This is a genomic window from Flagellimonas sp., assembly GCF_965215805.1.
Lineage (GTDB): Bacteria > Bacteroidota > Bacteroidia > Flavobacteriales > Flavobacteriaceae > Flagellimonas.
In genome coordinates this window covers 327492-346230 of the sequence record NZ_OZ244124.1, presented here as the reverse complement: position 1 = coordinate 346230, position 18739 = coordinate 327492, and the positions used below count along the sequence as shown (strand labels likewise).

The following is an 18739-nucleotide window of genomic DNA, read 5'->3' as shown; positions in this document are numbered from 1 at the left end:
ATTGAATTCATGAGAAAATTTACGCTTTTGTTTCTGGGATTGTCACTTCTGACAACCACCTCCATGCTAGCTCAAAGAAGAAATAAAAACGCACCGGTGATTCCGCCAGTGGAGATTGCCCAAAATCCGAAATTAGTAGTGGGAATAGTGGTGGATCAAATGCGATATGACTACCTCACACGTTTTTGGAACCACTATGGCGAAGGAGGTTTTAAACGAATGGTTCGGGATGGGTTCAATTGCAAAAACCATCATTTCAATTATGCACCCACCAGCACAGGGCCAGGGCACGCATCGGTCTATACCGGAACTACACCTGCAACCCATGGTATCATAGGGAACAATTGGTATGATAAGTATCAAGATAAGGAGGTGTATTGTGCTTCAGATGATAGTCGTTCTTCGGTGGGCACTGATTCTGATGCAGGAAAAATGTCTCCCCATCGAATGCTCACCACTACCATTACCGATCAGTTGCGACTACATACCCAAAAACGCGGAAAGGTGATTGCCGTGGCTCTTAAGGACAGAGGGGCTGTTCTTCCGGGAGGACATATGGCCAATGCTGCCTATTGGTTTGAAGGCGGGGATACAGGTAAATGGATCAGTAGCTCTTATTATATGAGAGACCTGCCCCAGTGGGTGAAAGATTTTAATTCCTCAGGCAAGGTGCAGGAATATAAAAAGGCTTGGACCACCTTGAAAGACATAGCTCTTTATGTGGAGAGTGGAACTGATAACAATGCCTATGAAGGTTTGTTTGAGGAGGAGACCACGCCAACTTTTCCACATAGCACGCCCAATCTTTTAAGTAAAACAAAGGATTTTGAAATCATCAAGTACACCCCTTATGGCAATAGCCTTACCATGGATTTTGCTCTGGAAGCCTTGGAACATGAATCCCTTGGTGTGGATGCTATCACCGATTTTCTAGCGATAAGTTTCTCCAGTACGGATTATGTGGGGCATAAGTTTGGGGTGAATTCCAAGGAGATTCAGGATACCTATTTGAGATTGGATCAAGATTTGGCAAGGTTGTTCAATACTTTGGATGCCAAGGTGGGTGCTGGACAATATACCGTGTTCTTAACCGCAGACCATGGGGCCATCAATGTACCTGCGTATTTGCGTGACGAACAGGTGCCGGCCAATTATTTGGATATGGATGCCCTCAAATCCAGATTCACTGAATTTCTAAAATACAAGTACGGTACCACGGATGTAGTTAAAAACATTTCCAATTATCAGGTGTTTTTGGATCATAAGGTCATCCATAATTTGGATATCGATTTAGATGATGCCCAAGAGGAAATTGCTATGGAGCTTCTTGGTTATGGTCAAGTAAACCAAGTGTATACCGCTTCTCAAATGTGGCAGAACGAATATACCCGAGGAATCCCATATATCCTTCAAAATGGGTACAACCAAAAACGCTCCGGTGATGTTCTTTTGGTTCCCAGGCCAGGACATACTTCGTATAGGGAAACGGGATCCACCCATGGATCTCCCATGATTTATGACACCCATGTGCCCTTGTTGCTTTTTGGAAAAGGCATCAAAAAAGGGAGTACGGTAAGCCGAACGGAAATTCCGGATATTGCACCGACTATGGCTACGATGTTGGGGATAGCTTTTCCAAATGGAACAACTGGGAGGCCTATTGGGGAGGTATTGGAATAAAATTCTCGAGAAGATTTGGGGTTACAATTTGTCCTTTATTCCTTCCCACCTATATTTTCGGATAAAGGCCCCTTCTGATTTGGAAACATACCTTTCTGATTGTTGAAAGAATGCCCTTAAGTATCCGATGATTACTTGGCCGTATAAAAACGGATTTTTGGCTTGCCATGCCATCTTAAGAGCGGTCAGTTTGGCAAGCACAATTCCATACCGCATCTTGTAAAGGGCTTCGCCCTTACTTTGCCTTTTTTTGATCGTATAACCGTGACCGGTAGGCCGAAGGTGTTTCACTTGCAAACTGGAATCTGTATGGATTTCAAAACCGTGATATTGCGCCAAAAGTTCATCAACAGTGTCCCAGCCAACCCCTGGTCTCAACCCCTCCATTTTGGTAAAACAAGCTTTGCGGTAGAGTTTGATCGGGCCGCGGATATGGTCCTTGTTGGAAATGTTTTCGTATACCCATGCTCCGTTTTTTTCAACATACAATAGTCCAGAACACATCCCAAGTTTCCCATTACTTTGGAAATGATTCAGCATAAGCTCGAAGTAATTTGGAGGAAGAATGATATCTGCATCAAACTTCCCTATGAGGTCATATTCCGAAGCATGTTTTAATCCAAAATTGAAAGTATCTACCACCTTTTTTCCAGGGATATGCCCTTCAGAGGATTTACGGTGCAAAACCTTGATCCAGGGGTTTTTCTGAGCAAATTCCGAGGCAATTTTAAAAGTGTTGTCCGTAGAATTGTCATCCACAACAATCAACTCGTCCGGAGGAGTGGATTGGCCAACGAATGAATTTAAACAGGCTGTTAGGTGTTCTACCTCGTTGTGGGCAGGAATAATCACACTCAATTTCATTCTGCAAAATACCAATTCTCCAACTTTCAAGTCCAAAAGTGAATCTGTATTTTTTTGCTGGATGATGGACGCGAGATGTTGGGGGATTATTTTATTAAAATCAGTAATCAGTAATCAGTAATCAGTAATCAGTAATCAGTAATCAGTAATCAGTAATCAATAATCAATAATCAATAATCAGTAATCAGTGAACAATGAACGGTGGTTGGATAATGGGATTTGGAATTTGTTTTTTAAGCTTGGTGCTTGGTGCTTGGTGCTTGGTGCTTGGCGCTTGGTGCTTGTTTTTTTATTCAGAACTCAGAACTCAGAACTCAGATCTCAGAGTCCTTATACTCGATACACAACCGCATTGATGTTCATTCCAGCTCCTACACTGGCAAAAATGACTACATCACCTGGGTTGACCTCATGGTTGTCCAGTAGTCCATTTTTTACCAAATCAAAGAGTGTGGGTACCGTGGCCACTGAACTGTTGCCCAATTTGTGGATGCTCATGGGCATAATGTTTTCTGGAACTTGCTTACCATAAAGTCTATAGAACCGCTTGATAATGGCCTCATCCATTTTTTCGTTGGCCTGATGAATAAAAATTTTCTTTACCTCATCAATATGGGTTCCACTGGAGTCCAAACATTCTTTCATGGCCCTGGGCACATGGGTACATGCAAATTCGTAGATTTTCCGACCATGCATTTTAATATATCGGGTTTCGGGGCAGCCCTCATTTTTATAAGTCTTATCAAAGAACAAATAATACGCTTCCTTGTTCGCATGGGTTTCCGAGGCATTGGCAAGGATTTCCCCTGAGGCTGCATTGGCTTCCAAGATTACCGCACCGGCGCCATCGGAATAAATCATACTATCGCGATCGTGCTCATCAATAACCCTTGAAAGGGTTTCGCCACCAATGACCAAACACTTTTTGGCCAGACCACTTTTGATAAATGCAGAAGCTTGGATTACCCCTTCAATCCAGCCGGGGCAGCCAAAAATCATGTCGTAGGCCACACATTTCGGGTTTTTGATTTGCAAAAGCTGCTTTACCCTTGTTGCAAGACTGGGAAGAGTGTCTCCCTGTATTTTGCCAGGAGTTAGATCTCCGAAGTTATGAGCAAAAATAATGTAGTCGATTTCCTCTCGGTCAATTCCAGCATCTTCAATGGCTTTTTCGGAAGCCAAATACCCTATATCGGAGGTTTTCAATTCTGATGGGGCATATCGGCGTTCCGCAATACCCGTAATCGCTTGGAATTTCTCAATGATCACCTGATTGTCGTGCTCAAAATGAGTGCCATTGGTATCCAAAAAGTGATGTTCAAGAAAGTCTTCATTTTTTGTGATAACGGGCGGGATGTAGCTCCCTGTTCCAGTGATGCCAATATTCATATCGAGGTTTTGCTATTGAAGATAATTTTCAACTGTAATTTTTTGACTGTCCAACAGAATTTGATACGATGCCCAAAATGGATTTGAACGGAAAATAATTAAGAAAACGCCTTAATTTACGTAGGAAACCAAGGCGTTTTATTCCTGAATATAGGTGTTACGCTAGACTTCAGCGTAAGCCTCAATAGGTGCGCAGGTACAGATCAAATTACGATCTCCAAAGGCTTCATCCGTTCTGCGGATGCTTGGCCAAAATTTGTTATCCGAAACATAGGGCAACGGAAATGCGGCCTTTTGTCTGCTATAAGGATACTCCCAAGAATCACTGGTGACCATGTGCAGGGTATGGGGGGCATTTTTAAGTACATTGTTGGGGTCGTCCGCATGCGCCTCGTCAATTTCTTCCCTAATACCCAGCATAGCTTCGCAGAATCGGTCCAATTCAGCCAAACTTTCACTTTCTGTAGGTTCTACCATGATGGTTCCAGCAACGGGGAAGGACACCGTCGGCGCATGAAATCCATAATCCATTAAACGTTTGGCTATATCCGTAACTTCAATTCCGTGGGCTTTGAAAGGCCTGCAGTCGATAATCATTTCGTGTGCAGCGCGACCTCTTTCACCGGTGTAGAGGACATCAAATTTCCCTTTGAGTCGATCTTTGATGTAATTCGCATTTAAGATGGCCATTTTGGTGGCTTCCGTAAGTCCTTCGGCACCCAACATCTTGATATATCCGTAGGAAATTAGACAAGCGAGTGCGCTTCCCCATGGAGCCGCTGAAATAGCTGTGATTCCTTGTTCACCCCCAGTTTCCACAACAGGATTGGAAGGAAGAAACGGTTTTAATTGTTCGGCTACACAAATTGGGCCTACTCCAGGGCCACCACCTCCGTGGGGAATAGCAAATGTCTTGTGCAGATTTAGGTGGCAAACATCAGCTCCAATGGTAGCTGGATTGGTCAATCCCACCTGTGCGTTCATGTTGGCTCCGTCCATATATACTTGCCCACCATGATCATGGATTACTTGGGTGATGTGCTTGATGGAAGACTCAAATACACCATGGGTTGATGGGTAAGTTACCATTAGGGCAGCAAGATTTTCTGAATGCAACTGAGCTTTTTCCTCCAAATCAGAAACATCTATGTTTCCATGTTCATCGGTTTTCGTAACAACAACCTTCATCCCTGCCATAACCGCTGACGCTGGATTGGTTCCGTGCGCGGAAGCGGGAATAATACAGATGTTTCGGTGTCCCTCTCCACGTGACTCATGGTAAGCTTTGATGGTCATAAGTCCGGCATATTCTCCCTGTGCACCCGAATTGGGTTGAAGGGAGGTGGCTGCAAAACCGGTAATCACATTCAATTGGGATTCCAACTCTTTAAGCACCTTTTGATAGCCCTGGGCTTGTTCAAGTGGTACAAAGGGGTGAATATTCCCCCAATTGGCCCAGCTCAAAGGCAACATTTCGCTGGCGGCATTCAATTTCATGGTACAGCTCCCCAAGGATATCATGGAATGGTTCAAGGCCAAGTCCTTTCGCTCCAATTTCTTGATGTAGCGCATCAATTCTGTTTCCGAGTGATACGAATTGAACACTTCGTGCTCCAAAAACGGGGATTTGCGTTGTAATGATTCGGGAAGAATGTCAGTAACCGATTTTGCAAATGAGGCATCTGGTTTTTGGTTATGGCTTTCCATAAAACAACCTATCAAACGCTTGATGTCTTCTTGTTCAACAGCTTCGTTTAAGGAAACGGATACCGTGTTATCATCAATGTAGTTCAAATTGATTCCAACGGATTCAGCAACCTCTTTTAGTTGTTTTGGGCTGTTAATCTTGACTTTTATGGTGTCAAAGTACACATCATTAAGCTGTTCAAAACCAACCTCGGTAAGAAAATCCGAAACCAATTTAGCACTGGTGTGAACTTTTTCTGAAATATATTTTAATCCCTTTGGGCCATGATACACGGCATACATACCTGCCATAACGGCCAATAGTACCTGGGCGGTACAAATGTTGGAGGTGGCTTTATCTCTTTTTATATGCTGTTCACGGGTCTGAAGCGCCATCCGCAAGGCTGGATTTCCATCCGTGTCCTTGGTAATACCAATGATCCTGCCCGGAATACTTCGCTTATAAGCTTCTTTTGTGGCAAAAAAAGCAGCATGTGGGCCTCCGTATCCCAACGGAATACCGAAACGCTGCGTGGTGCCCACAACCACATCTACTCCCCATTCACCTGGAGGCGTTAGCAATACCAAACTCAAAATGTCCGCGGCAACAGCCACTTTGATCTCATTTTCCTTGGCTTTTTCAACAAAACCGGCATAGTCATGAACTTGCCCATGTTTCCCTGGATATTGCAGCAAAGCACCGTAGAATTCATTTGAAAAGTCGAATTCCTCATGATTTCCAATGACCAATTCAATTCCCAGTGGCTTGGAACGTGTTTGAAGCAAGCTCAAGGTTTGGGGAAGAACTTCCTCGGAGACAAAGAACTTAAGTGCACCCTCTTTTTTCTGTTGACGGGACCTTACGTCCAACAGCATGGTCATGGCCTCTGCTGCTGCCGTACTTTCATCCAATAAAGAGGCGTTGGCCAGTTCCATCCCGGTAAGATCGCTTACCATGGTCTGGAAGTTAAGTAGGGCTTCCAGCCTTCCTTGGGCAATCTCGGCCTGATAAGGCGTATAGGCCGTGTACCAGCCCGGATTTTCCAAAATGTTCCTTTTGATTACGGAAGGGGTCAAACTTTCATGATATCCCAAGCCGATATAACTTTTGAAAACTTTGTTCTGGTCCGCTAGATTTTGGATATGGGTCAAAAACTCGTGTTCGCTGACACCTTTGGGGAGATTTAGGGGTTCCTTCAATCTGATGTCGTCCGGAATGGTTTCATAAATCAATTGTTCCATGCTATCCACACCTACAGTTTCAAACATGGGCTGAAGATCTTTTTCAGTGATTCCAATGTGCCTTGAGGCAAACACTTCTGTATTCATATCCAGTTTTATAAAGTGCACAAAATTAGTTATAAATTCATTCAAAATAAGGAATTTTGTAAGAGGTCAAATCAAAGTTGTTAACCACAAATTAACCCTTTGGCCAAAAATGCACTTTTTGTTTAATGCGTTTGATAACAAGCATTTTTAGTTTTTACCTGAATGCCAGTGTTCATGTGGCTTTGGCGGTGATGGCCTTGACCAGTGTCACCCTATTCCTGTTAGACATTCCGTTGAATTATTTGCTGTTGGGTTTTACCGGATGTAGCACGGTTGTGTGTTACAATTTTATAAAGTATGGGGTGGAGGCAGAGAAGTACCTTATTGTTTCCAATCGATATCATAGATATATCCAAATTTTTAGCTTCCTGTGCTTTGGTGTGGCAATCTACTTTTTGGCACAATTGGACAAACGAATCTGGTGGGCCACTGGCGTTTTGGGATTGGTATCCACACTTTATGCCGTCCCGCTGTTGCCCAAATCAGGTAATTTGAGGAGTTTGGGAGGGATGAAAATTTTTGTTGTGGCCCTAGTATGGGCTGGGTTTACTGTTATATTGCCGATATTGGATGCCCAGATTCCTTATTCATGGGATATAGGTGTACTGTTTGTGCAGCGATTTTTGTTGGTCTTAATTTTGATTCTACCCTTTGAAATCAGGGATTTGAAATGGGACTCCAAGGATTTAAGGACGCTACCCCAAATTTTGGGTGTTCAAAAAACGAGAAAGCTAGGTGTTGGACTGATCATCATTTTCCTACTGCTCACATTTTTGAGAGATGATATAGATATAGCGGAAGTTGTAAGTAGGATAATTATTGGAATAATTTTATTGGGATTGTTTCGTTCCAAATTGGATTTTGGAAAAAGATATTTGGCCTCTTTTTGGGTGGAAGGAATCCCAATATTTTGGCTTGGGATATTTTGGATTTTAAACAAGGTAATTTAGAGGCGGTTCTCCAAATCTTTTTTCATGCTTTCTTTCTCACTCTCTGAGAGTGAATTTAAGTTGGCTTTATCGCATAAAGATGTAAGTTTTTGATTCTTTGCAGAGAAATCAGCACACTCTTTAAACAACAACACATACACATTAAGTTGTAGTAATTCCCACCAAGTTGCTTCTCCATATTGACTTTTGGTGCAAAGTTCCTTTGCCTTTTCACGAGAAATTTTCATACGACTAAAACCACGTTTGATTCATACAACCCATAAGCGACGTACGCGCTCTATGGATCATAACCCATAAGTTGGACGGGTTAATGCCCAATTCATTACAAATATCTTCTGTGCTCATTCCCTGAATGGTTTTCATGTTGAACACCAATGCCTGTTTTTTGGGAAGTTTGGAAATACATTCTTGTATGGCCATTCCCAACTCTTCGTTTTCTATGGTGCTGGCCCCATCTTTACTAAATGGGTCGGCTACCTGCTCTTCCAACCAATCTCCTTCGGAATCTGAGCTAGCATTGTAGTTGACACGGACTTCCGCCTTACCTTTTTTGGAATTTATTTTTCGGTAATGATCAATGACCTTTCTTTTGAGAATGGCAATCAACCACGTTCTCTCGGCGGCATCACCTTTATAATTTTTGGCGGAATTAAGTCCCGCAAAAAAAGTTTCCTGTACCAAATCCTTGGCGATCTCCGCATCGCTTACACGGGCTACCGCATAATTGAACAAATAATCGGCATATTGGTCTACCCAGGTTTCCGGATGAAGTTCGTACGCTACCATAGTTTTAAGAAGTACCAAATGTAATGGTTTTAGTTAATGAATCCATGTTTTGTTCATTACAAACGACTTCAAAAAGTATCACGGAAAGTTCATGGTTTCATACTTTATGGAAAGATTAACAGAATGAAAATGAGCCAAAAACGATTTATCCAACCTTTTTAATCAACCCTGCCCGTTCCAACAACGGTTCAATTTGGGGTTCGGCGCCCCTAAACCGTTTATAAAGCTTCATCGGATTTTCTGTACCTCCCTTAGACAGCACATGTTCCTTGAACTTGTCAGCTACTTCTGTGTTAAAAATGCCCTTTTCCTTAAAGTAGGCAAAAGCATCCGCGTCCAGTACTTCGGCCCATTTGTAACTGTAGTATCCTGAGGAATACCCGCCTTGGAAAATATGGCCAAAGGCCGTGCTCATGCAGGTTCCTGGAGTGTCGGGAAACAGATTGGTGCCTTCAAAAGCCTTGGTTTCAAAGGTTTTTACATTTTGGATTGCAGATGGATCAGCTGCGTGCCATGCCATATCCAAAAATCCAAAGCTCAGTTGGCGCAAAGTGGCCATCCCTTCCTGAAAAGTGGAAGATTCCTTGATTTTTGCTACCAATTCCATGGGAATCAATTCGCCCGTTTCATAATGGAAGGCAAAGAGTTCCAGAGCTTCCTTTTCGTAACACCAGTTCTCCATAATCTGACTGGGCAATTCCACAAAATCCCAATACACGGATGTCCCGGACAGGCTTGGATACGTAGTATTGGCCAACATACCGTGCAGACCATGCCCAAACTCGTGGAACAGGGTGGTAACTTCATTAAAGGTCAAGAGGGAAGGTTTGGTCTCGGTGGGTTTGGTAAAATTACAGACATTGGATATATGCGGTCTACTATTATCTCCGTTAATGGTGTACTGTGATTTGTACGACGTCATCCAAGCACCCCCGCGTTTTCCTGGTCTCGGATGAAAATCGGCATAAAAAAGGGCAATGAATTGCTCCTCTCTATCATAGACTTCATAGGTTTTGACCTCTTCATGGTATTTTTCAACATCAGAAACTTCCTTGAAAGTCAATCCAAACAATTTTTCAGCCACTTTGAATACCCCATCAATGACATTTTCCAGTTTAAAGTAGGGCTTGAGTTTTTCGTCATCCAAATTGAACAGTTGTTGTTTCAGTTTTTCAGAATAATAAGCACTGTCCCATTTTTCCAATTGTTCAATGCCATCGGTGTCCTTGGCGAAGGATGCCAATTGATTGAATTCACGGATGGCCGCCGGTTTGGCTTTGTCCAGTAGTTCGTTTAAAAAATCCAAGACCTTCTTTGGGGTTTCTGCCATGCGTTCTTCCAGAACAAAATCGGCATGGGTGGGATAACCCAAAAGATTGGCGCGTTCATGACGGAGGGATACAATTTGCAGCACATTTTCCTGATTGTCCAAGTCATCCCCATGAAAACCCTTGCTTCCGAAGGCCAGGGAAAGCTTTTTACGCAATTCCCTATTATCCGCATATTTCATAAATGGGATATAGCTTGGATAGTCCAAAGTGATCAGCCAGCCTTCCTTATCCTTGGATTTAGCCAATTGGGCAGCTGCTTCTTTAGCCCCCTCAGGTAAACCTGCCAAATCTGCCTCTTCGGTGAGGTGCATTTCAAACTTGTTGGTTTCCGCCAATACATTTTCACCGAACTTCAATTTGAGTTTGGACAGCTCGGCATCAATTTCCCGTAATCTTTTTTTACCGGCTTCATCCAAATTGGCTCCGTTTCTGCTAAAACTTTTATAGCGTTTCTCCAACAAAGTTTGCTGTTCGGGTGTCAAGTTGAGCTTGTCCATTTGCTCGTATACCGATTTAACCTTTTGGAACAATTTCTCATTTAGGGTAATGTCGTTGTTGAACTCCGATAGCAAGGGTGAAATTTCCTGGGCAATTTTCTGGATTTCCTCGTTGGTTTCGGCAGAATTTAGGTTGAAAAATATACTGGACACACGATCCAGTTGTTTGCCTGAAAAATCCAAGGCTTCCAAGGTGTTCTTGAACGTTGGGGGTTCGGGATTATCTACAATTTGGTCAATTTCTTTTCGGGCCTGTTCAATGGCCTGCAAAAAAGCAGGTTTAAAATGTTCATTTTCAATATGCTCAAAGGGAGCTTGGTCAAACGGTTCTAAAAGGGGATTATTCATGGATTGTTGAATTCTTGGATTTTTTAATTTTTCGATGGGCTCTTAGCACATCCGTAGTATAAAAAGTCAATGAAACCACCGCAGAGATGACGGCTGCTATCAAAAATGCGTAGTTTCTTGCCGTGTCCTTGGTTCTTTTGTTTAATGCTTCAATGGCTTCATCTGTATATTCCTCCAAATCAATGAAACCATTTTGGTTCAAATCGAAAGCTTGTAGCTGTTCTTTGATAAAATACCATCTGACTTCCGTAATAATAAGCATCAATGTATAAAGGGAGAATAGGAGTAGGGCACTTTTCCACAAGCTTTTGTGATGTGGATGCTTTATTTTTTTCCGCACGGATAACACCACTGCCGTGCATGCCAGTCCAAACAAAATACCCAATTCATTGTAACTCGGCATTTGTTCCTTCTATCCTTTGTTTTTGCGGACTTCTTCCGCTCCCTTGATTACCTTTTCTTTCAGCCCCTGCTTGTAAACCTCAATCTTGTCAAGGATACATTGGTCAGAGCTTCCCAGGATTTGGGCGGCCAAGATACCTGCATTTTTTGCCCCGTTAAGGGCTACAGTGGCAACGGGTACACCTCCTGGCATTTGAAGAATGGATAGTACCGAGTCCCAGCCATCTATGGAATTACTGCTTTTCACAGGAACCCCAATAACGGGCAATGGGGACAACGAAGCCACCATTCCCGGTAAATGCGCGGCACCGCCAGCGCCGGCAATGATTACCCCATAGCCATTTTTGTGGGCATTTTTACCAAACTCAAAGAGTTTCTCAGGGGTTCTGTGGGCCGAGACAATATCCACGTCCACTTCAATATCAAATCCCTTTAAAATTTCAACGGCATCTTGCATAACGGGAAGGTCGCTGGTGCTTCCCATGATTACGGCTACTTTTTTCATATTATTATCGTTACGTATCGCCCAAAACCCAATAGCAAAAATGGCATTTGGGATTTGATTGTTTGGTTTATTTACTCACTACTTGTATGGTTTCCTTTACCTGTTGCGCTACCTCTCTGGCACGAGCCATATCTTCATCCACGATGGTCACATGTCCCATTTTTCGAAATGGTCGTGTTTGTTTTTTGCCATAAATATGGGGGGTAACACCTTGCATGTCCAAAATGGACTCCATGTTTTCATACCTTACATTCCCGGTATGGCCTTCAGCTCCCACCAGATTTACCATGATTCCTGCCACCTTACTATCCGTTTTACCTAGCGGAAGACCCAAAATAGCCCTGATATGCTGTTCAAACTGGTTGGTATAGCTTGCTTCTATGCTGTAATGTCCACTGTTATGGGGTCTGGGGGCCACCTCATTGACCAAAATTTCGTCATCTTGGGTTTGGAACAATTCCACGGCCAAAAGTCCCACATGACCAATGTTTTCTGATACTTTCAGAGCAACATCCATTGCTTTTTGCGCAACATTTGCATCGATTCGGGCTGGGCAAATCACATATTCTACCTGATTGGCCTCTGGGTGAAACTCCATTTCCACCACGGGATAGTTCACCAACTCTCCAGATGAGCTTCTGGCCACAATAACCGCAAGTTCATTCTTGAACGCCACCATCTCTTCCGCAATGCACTCCACATTGGGTAGGTTTTCAAGGTCTTCAATCGCCCTCACCACCTTCACTCCTTGTCCATCATAACCAAACTGGGCGCTTTTCCATACAAAGGGCAGTGAAAGACCCCCATTGGTAACGCTGTCTTTGATCTCCGAGGTATACGCAAACCAAACAAAAGGAGCGGTAGGGATTCCGTGATCGGTATAAAAGAGTTTTTGGGTGGCCTTGTTTTGAATGATTCGGAGCGCCTTGGTCTGCGGGTAGACTTTTACGCCTTCTTCTTCCAGTTTTTCCAAGGCTTCCACATTTACGTTTTCAATCTCTATGGTCAATAGATCCACATCCCTCCCAAAATTATAGACCTTGTCAAAATCCAAAAGATCGCCCAAGACAAACTCGTTACAGGCAATTTTGCATGGTGCCTCTGGAGAAGGGTCCATCACCTTGGTTTGGATATCCCATTTTCGGGTCTCGTAAAGTAGCATTTTGCCCAGTTGTCCGCCACCTAAAATGCCCAATTTAAAGTCGGAAGAGAAGAAATTCATCAATTGAATAATTGGAATGACAGCAAAAATAAGGGAATTCCTTGAAGCAATAAAGATACAGCCGTTGAAGAGGGCTTAAAAATGTTATCTTTGCCAACCTGACAAAATTGATGACCAATTGATTAAGCTTCACAACAAGGTTTTTAAACCCTTTTTGTCCGAAGGACAAATTTCGGCCGCCGTTGATAAAATGGCTGCGGAAATAGCCTCGGACTATAAGGACAAAACACCCATTTTTGTGGGGGTGCTCAATGGGGCTTTTATGTTTGTATCCGATTTTTTAAAGGCCTACCCTTACCCTTGTGAGGTGTCCTTTGTTCGATTGAGCTCGTACCACGGACTTACCTCTACCGGTATTGTGGAGACCCTGCTGGATGTCCCAGATAATATTGAGGGTAGGGATGTGATCATATTGGAAGATGTGATCGATACGGGAAGGACCCTCAAGCAGTTGGTACATCTGTTTTCAGGAACCAATGTTAAGCAGTTCAAGATTGCCTCGCTTTTTTACAAATCGGAAATATACAACGGCGAATATGCCATTGACTACGTGGGGTTGGAAATTCCAAACAACTTTATTGTGGGATATGGACTGGATTACAAGGAGTTGGGTAGAAATTTAAGAGAAGTATATCAACTAAACCAAGGAAATATGATTAACCTAGTGCTTTTTGGAAAGCCCGGAGCAGGAAAGGGAACCCAAGCAGGAGTGTTAAAGGAAAAGTACAATCTAAAGCACATTTCTACTGGAGATGTCTTTAGGTTCAATATGAAAAATGATACAGAGCTCGGAAAACTTGCAAAATCCTACATTGATAGAGGGGATTTGGTGCCCGATGAGGTAACTATTGAGATGCTGAAGGACGAGGTGGAAAAGAACCCTGATGCAGCTGGATTTATTTTCGATGGCTTCCCACGAACCGAGGCTCAAGCTGAAGCATTGGATAATTTCCTGGAATCCAAAAACATGCAGGTTGATGCCACCATTGCTTTGGAGGCAGACGATGATGTCTTGGTTGCCCGTTTGTTGGAACGCGGTAAGGAGAGTGGACGTAGCGATGATCAAGACGAAAACAAGATCAGAAATCGTTTTGACGAATACAATCAAAAGACCGCACCTTTAAAGGCATACTACGATAAGCAAGGAAAGTTTCATTCCGTAAACGGAATTGGGGAGATTGCAGAAATCACAGAACGGTTGAGTGATGTGATTGACCAATTTGTGGTGATTCAGTAATTGCTTGGTTTTGGATTTGCAGCCCACGCTTTCGAATGGCCAGGTTCATTTGAGACCGTTGATTTCCAAAGACTTTATAAACCTTTATCGTGTTGCATCCGACCCAAGGATTTGGGAGCAGCATCCCATAAAGGAAAGGGCTGAACTTTATGGTTTTGCCCCATTTTTTGCCGAGTCCCTAAAATCCAAAGGCGCCTTGTTGATTTCTGATGTTGCCACCCAAAAAGTTATTGGTAGTTCCAGATTTGTATTGCGACCTGCTTTTGGGAATGCCGTGGAGATTGGATGGACATTTCTATCCAGGGCGTATTGGGGAGGAAAATTCAATGGCATGGTTAAGGAACTGATGATAACGCATGCCCTTCAAAATATGGAAGAGGTACTGCTTTTTGTCGATAGGGAAAATATAAGGTCTCAGAAGGCCGTGGAAAAATTGAATTTTATCCCATCAGATAAATTAGTTATTGACCAAAACCATGACCTAAGGCCGAATGATGTAATTTATAGGGTGCAAGGTATCTGTTAAACTAGTTAGGAAAGATGACCGAGGGAAATTTTGTCGATTACGTAAAGATCCATGTAGCTTCTGGAAACGGAGGCAAGGGGTCTGTGCATTTGCATCGGGAAAAGTACATTACCAAAGGTGGCCCGGATGGGGGTGATGGCGGTCGTGGAGGGCATGTCATTATAAGAGGAGACAAAAACCTTTGGACACTTATCAATTTTAAGTTTAAAAAGCATTTTAAGGCTGGTCATGGCGAACATGGCAGCAAAAATCGAAGCACGGGTGCTGACGGTGCCGATGTGTATATGGATGTTCCCTTAGGTACTGTGGTTCGGGATACCGCCACCAATAACATTCTTTTTGAAATTACAGAAGATCAAGAAGAGCGTATTGTCATGGAAGGTGGGAAAGGAGGCCGTGGCAACTGGCATTTTAAAAGTGCTACCAATCAGACACCCCGATACGCGCAACCTGGAATCCCAGGTCAGGAAACACAGATTACGTTAGAGTTAAAGGTACTGGCCGATGTGGGCTTGGTGGGATTCCCAAATGCTGGGAAATCCACGCTGCTGTCCGTTATGACTTCAGCAAAACCCAAGATAGCCGACTACGAGTTTACCACCTTAAAACCCAATTTGGGTATTGTCAAATACCGTGATTTCCGAAGCTTTGTAATGGCAGATATCCCTGGTATTATTGAGGGAGCAGCAGAAGGAAAGGGTCTGGGACATTACTTTCTAAGACATATTGAACGAAATGCCACCCTCCTGTTTTTAATTCCCGCGGATAGTAAGGATATATCCAAGGAATATGAAATTCTTTTGGATGAATTGCGCCGATACAATCCAGAACTATTGGACAAAGAGCGTTTGGTGGCCATTTCCAAGAGTGATATGCTGGACGAGGAACTAATGGCAGAAATGAGCGCCGAACTGGATAAAGACCTAAAAGAGGTGTCCTATCTTTTCATCTCATCAGTGGCCCAGCAAGGCATCCAGGAGCTCAAAGATAAGCTTTGGGAGCTGTTGAACGAATAATCTGGCTTTTTTCGATTCCCAAATCAAATATTGATTAATTTTAAAGGTATTCCCGAATGCTATGAAATACCTTTTCTCCATTGTTGTACTGTGTTTGTTGGCTTCCTGTGCGGGGACCCGCGTCAACTATGACTACGATAAGGCTACCGACTTTTCCAACTACACCAGTTACAATTATTTTTCGGATATGGATTCCGGTCTTAGCCAATTGGATGAGAAAAGGTTACTTCGCGCTTTGGACTCCACCCTGCAGTCAAAGGGCTTTCTACTAACGGAAGAGCCTGATTTTTACATCAATATTTTAAGCAGTGAATTCCGCAATGCTTCCAACAATGCCGTTGGTGTGGGTATTGGGGGTACAGGCCGAAATGTTGGTGGTGGGGTTTCGGTAGGACTTCCATTGGGAAATTCGGGCATACAACGACGAATCCAATTTGATTTTGTGGATGCCCAAAAAGATGCACTGTTCTGGCAGGCTACCAGCGAAAGCGGGTATCGTGAAAATGCATCCCCCAGTGTCCGCGAGGATGTTTTAAGAGCTTTGGTCAAAAAGGTTTTTTCCAAGTTTCCCCCGCAATAACAACTGCTCAAATTTGAAAATCAAGGGTTTAAGAATTTAAATCTATTACAACTTTTTTCTTCTGGATGTAACAAATGTTTTCTGGCACAGTCTAATTAGGATAGAATTACTAATTTTTGAAGAACACTCTAAATCAAAAAACGTATGAAAACTAAACTCAATTTTAAGGCCGTACAACTTGCGGGCCTGTCTCTACTATTCGGATTTACCACCGTTGCCCAAGAGAAACCGGGAAACCCTGAACTGGCCACATCTGATGCCGAGCTTCTTTCCTTAGCCGAGTTGGATCAGGGGGATTATAGGTATACGGTTGAAGATTACTTTGCCAATCCCAAAGCCTTTACCTTCAGATTTTCTCCTGACGGAAAATATCTTTCGTATAGGGAGAGCGATGAAAACGGGAAACAGCACATTTTTGTAAAGAATATTGCTACGGGAGAAACCCAAATGGCCATAGAGGAAAAGGAAGAACTGGTACGAGGCTATGGTTGGCTCAACAATAGTAGATTGTATTATTCCATGGATCAAGGGGGTGATGAAAATTACCATATCTATGCCGTGGACTTGGACGGAAGCAACTTGAAAGACCTAACACCTTTTGATGGAGTTAGAGCCCAATTCACCGAATTATTACGGGAAGACAAGGAACACATCATTGTTTCCATGAACAAGAATAATCCTCAGGTCTTTGAACCGTATTTGGTCAATTTGAATACAGGTGAGAGCAACCAATTGTACACTAACGATGACCCCCAAAATCCCATATTTGGCTATAGCTTCGACAAGGATGGGAATTTAAAAGGATTTACAAGAATTCGCGATGGGGTAGAGCAAGACCTCTATTATGAAGATGGCAATGGCGGGTACAAAATTCTAAAGCAACTTAATTGGAAGGATAACTTCGTCATCCTGGATTTTAATTATGCCACACCGAATCCTGATGATGCCTATGTATTGTCCAATCTTGACAGTGACAAGGCAGAAATTGTACTGTACGATCTGAAGGAAGACAAGAGTTTGGAGACTGTTTTTGTGAACGACATGTACGACGTTCAGTCCATGGGTCTTTCCAGAACCAGAAATTATGAGATAGATTATTTCTCCTACGAAGGGGAAAAGAGCATTGTTGTTCCTATCAGCGAACCATATAAAAAACTGGCGGCAAAAATGAAGTCGGAACTTCCTGGTAAGCAGTTCCGCGTTTTGGATGAAACGGAAGACGAGAATCTCTTTATGGTCTATGTGGACAGTGACCGATTGTACGGCGTATATTATGCCTATGATGTAGCTAAAAATGAGCTAAAAGAACTGTACAATACCATGCCTCAACTCAAAGAGGAGGATATGTCCGAAATGAGACCCATTACCTTCACTAGCAGGGATGGAATCACGCTCCATGGATATATTACACTGCCAAAAGCGGCCTTGGCCGGTGAAAAGGTTCCAGTAATTGTAAACCCGCACGGAGGCCCACAAGGAATTAGGGATTCCTGGGGATTCAATCCTGAGGCGCAACTTTTTGCAAGTAGGGGGTATGCCACCTTACAGGTGAACTTTAGGATTTCTGGCGGGTATGGCCGAGAGTTTTTGGAGTCTGGATTTAAACAAATTGGCAGAAAAGCCATGGACGATGTGGAAGATGGGCTTCAGTACGTAGTGGACCAGGGATGGGTAGATGGTGACAAAGCTGCCATTTATGGCGGAAGCCACGGGGGTTATGCCGTATTGCGCGGTTTGACCAAGACTCCTGATTTATATGCCTGCGGTGTGGATTATGTTGGAGTGTCCAACTTGTTCACCTTTATGAAGACCATACCACCCTATTGGAAACCTTACCTCAAAATCATTAAGGAAATTTGGTATGATGAGGACAATCCAGAAGAAAAAGCCATTATGGAAGAAGTTTCACCCGTTTATCAAATGGATAAGATCAACAAACCGCTCTTTGTGGTGCAAGGGGCCAATGATCCTAGGGTAAATATTGACGAGTCTGACCAAATTGTAAGTGGTCTTAGGGAAAAAGGCTATGATGTGCCCTATATGGTTAAATATGATGAAGGACACGGGTTTGGCAAGGAAGAAAACCGTTTGGAGCTGTACAAGGCCATGATGGGCTTCTATGCCAAACATTTGGGGAAGCAGGAAATTGCTGTACCTCTTAGGGATTAATAAAGATTTATGAAAAGAAAGAGGGAGTCTAAATGGCTCCCTTTTTTTATGCAATAAATTGAAGTTACCGTTCGGATACACAAATTTACCACTGCCCATAAAACCCTTTGTGCAAGGGGTGTGTGGCAGTACATTTGGTTTATCAATACAAAAACAACGAAATGGTCACTTTAGCAAAATTGTTAATATCCCTTCTGTTGGATATTCTCGTCTAAAAAAATG

The 18739-nt window shown here is 43.0% G+C and carries 16 protein-coding genes; 7 read left to right on the top strand and 9 right to left on the bottom strand.

The genetic code is table 11. The annotated features are described in order from the left end of the window. The first annotated feature begins 9 nt into the window (after positions 1 to 9). Positions 10 to 1680: an alkaline phosphatase PafA gene (gene pafA, locus ACOOE0_RS01585; RefSeq protein WP_420400731.1), complete on the top strand. Its 1671-nt coding sequence runs from the start codon at positions 10 to 12 to the stop codon at positions 1678 to 1680. A 21-nt stretch (positions 1681 to 1701) separates the two neighbouring features. Here the strand turns inward: pafA and ACOOE0_RS01580 are convergent, their stop codons facing one another. From ACOOE0_RS01580 to gcvP, 3 genes are all read right to left on the bottom strand, one after another. Then, entirely contained in the window at positions 1702 to 2580 is an 879-nt protein-coding gene (locus ACOOE0_RS01580) for a glycosyltransferase family 2 protein (RefSeq protein ID WP_420400730.1), read from the bottom strand. Positions 2581 to 2874: 294 nt separating this feature from the next. Further along, on the bottom strand, positions 2875 to 3933 hold the full coding sequence (locus ACOOE0_RS01575) for a 3-oxoacyl-ACP synthase III family protein (RefSeq protein WP_420400729.1): 1059 nt from the start codon (positions 3931 to 3933) through the stop codon (positions 2875 to 2877). Positions 3934 to 4095: 162 nt separating this feature from the next. Further along, the gene (gcvP, locus tag ACOOE0_RS01570; protein WP_420400728.1) at positions 4096 to 6948 is read right to left on the bottom strand and encodes an aminomethyl-transferring glycine dehydrogenase; all 2853 of its coding nucleotides are present in this window, start codon (positions 6946 to 6948) and stop codon (positions 4096 to 4098) included. 125 nt (positions 6949 to 7073) lie between these two features. Here gcvP and ACOOE0_RS01565 point away from each other — a divergent pair, with 125 nt between their 5' ends. After that, on the top strand, positions 7074 to 7898 hold the full coding sequence (locus tag ACOOE0_RS01565) for a hypothetical protein (RefSeq protein WP_420400727.1): 825 nt from the start codon (positions 7074 to 7076) through the stop codon (positions 7896 to 7898). Here the strand turns inward: ACOOE0_RS01565 and ACOOE0_RS01560 are convergent. The 6 genes from ACOOE0_RS01560 to ACOOE0_RS01535 form a co-directional block, all read right to left on the bottom strand. Further along, entirely contained in the window at positions 7895 to 8125 is a 231-nt protein-coding gene (locus ACOOE0_RS01560) for a hypothetical protein (protein ID WP_420400726.1), read from the bottom strand. The two genes, ACOOE0_RS01565 and ACOOE0_RS01560, sit on opposite strands and share 4 nt — an antisense overlap. A gap of 4 nt (positions 8126 to 8129) precedes the next feature. After that, on the bottom strand, positions 8130 to 8684 hold the full coding sequence (locus ACOOE0_RS01555; protein WP_420400725.1) for a sigma-70 family RNA polymerase sigma factor: 555 nt from the start codon (positions 8682 to 8684) through the stop codon (positions 8130 to 8132). A 145-nt stretch (positions 8685 to 8829) separates the two neighbouring features. Next, positions 8830 to 10860 (bottom strand): M3 family metallopeptidase, encoded by a 2031-nt coding sequence (locus ACOOE0_RS01550; RefSeq protein WP_420400724.1) that lies wholly within the window; start codon positions 10858 to 10860, stop codon positions 8830 to 8832. Continuing rightward, entirely contained in the window at positions 10853 to 11263 is a 411-nt protein-coding gene (locus ACOOE0_RS01545) for an EF-hand domain-containing protein (RefSeq protein ID WP_420400723.1), read from the bottom strand. The genes ACOOE0_RS01550 and ACOOE0_RS01545 overlap by 8 nt, the downstream gene beginning before the upstream one ends. A gap of 9 nt (positions 11264 to 11272) precedes the next feature. Continuing rightward, positions 11273 to 11767 carry a 5-(carboxyamino)imidazole ribonucleotide mutase gene (gene purE, locus ACOOE0_RS01540; RefSeq protein WP_420400722.1) on the bottom strand — a complete coding sequence of 165 codons (495 nt, stop codon included), beginning with the start codon at positions 11765 to 11767 and terminating at the stop codon, positions 11273 to 11275. A 67-nt stretch (positions 11768 to 11834) separates the two neighbouring features. Continuing rightward, a complete protein-coding gene (locus ACOOE0_RS01535) occupies positions 11835 to 12989 on the bottom strand; it encodes a 5-(carboxyamino)imidazole ribonucleotide synthase (RefSeq protein ID WP_420400721.1) in 1155 nt (384 codons plus the stop codon). Between the two features lie 118 nt (positions 12990 to 13107). Between ACOOE0_RS01535 and ACOOE0_RS01530 the strand changes: the two genes are divergently transcribed. The 5 genes from ACOOE0_RS01530 (at position 13108) to ACOOE0_RS01510 (ending at position 18517) form a co-directional block, all read left to right on the top strand. Further along, positions 13108 to 14226 carry an adenylate kinase gene (locus tag ACOOE0_RS01530; protein ID WP_420400720.1) on the top strand — a complete coding sequence of 373 codons (1119 nt, stop codon included), beginning with the start codon at positions 13108 to 13110 and terminating at the stop codon, positions 14224 to 14226. Between the two features lie 10 nt (positions 14227 to 14236). Beyond that, the gene (locus tag ACOOE0_RS01525; RefSeq protein ID WP_420400719.1) at positions 14237 to 14752 is read left to right on the top strand and encodes a GNAT family N-acetyltransferase; all 516 of its coding nucleotides are present in this window, start codon (positions 14237 to 14239) and stop codon (positions 14750 to 14752) included. Between the two features lie 14 nt (positions 14753 to 14766). Next, on the top strand, positions 14767 to 15768 hold the full coding sequence (gene obgE / locus ACOOE0_RS01520) for a GTPase ObgE (protein ID WP_420400718.1): 1002 nt from the start codon (positions 14767 to 14769) through the stop codon (positions 15766 to 15768). A 61-nt stretch (positions 15769 to 15829) separates the two neighbouring features. Further along, positions 15830 to 16348 (top strand): DUF4136 domain-containing protein, encoded by a 519-nt coding sequence (locus tag ACOOE0_RS01515; RefSeq protein ID WP_420400717.1) that lies wholly within the window; start codon positions 15830 to 15832, stop codon positions 16346 to 16348. A gap of 144 nt (positions 16349 to 16492) precedes the next feature. Then, entirely contained in the window at positions 16493 to 18517 is a 2025-nt protein-coding gene (locus tag ACOOE0_RS01510) for a S9 family peptidase (protein ID WP_420400716.1), read from the top strand. Positions 18518 to 18739: the final 222 nt, after the last annotated feature.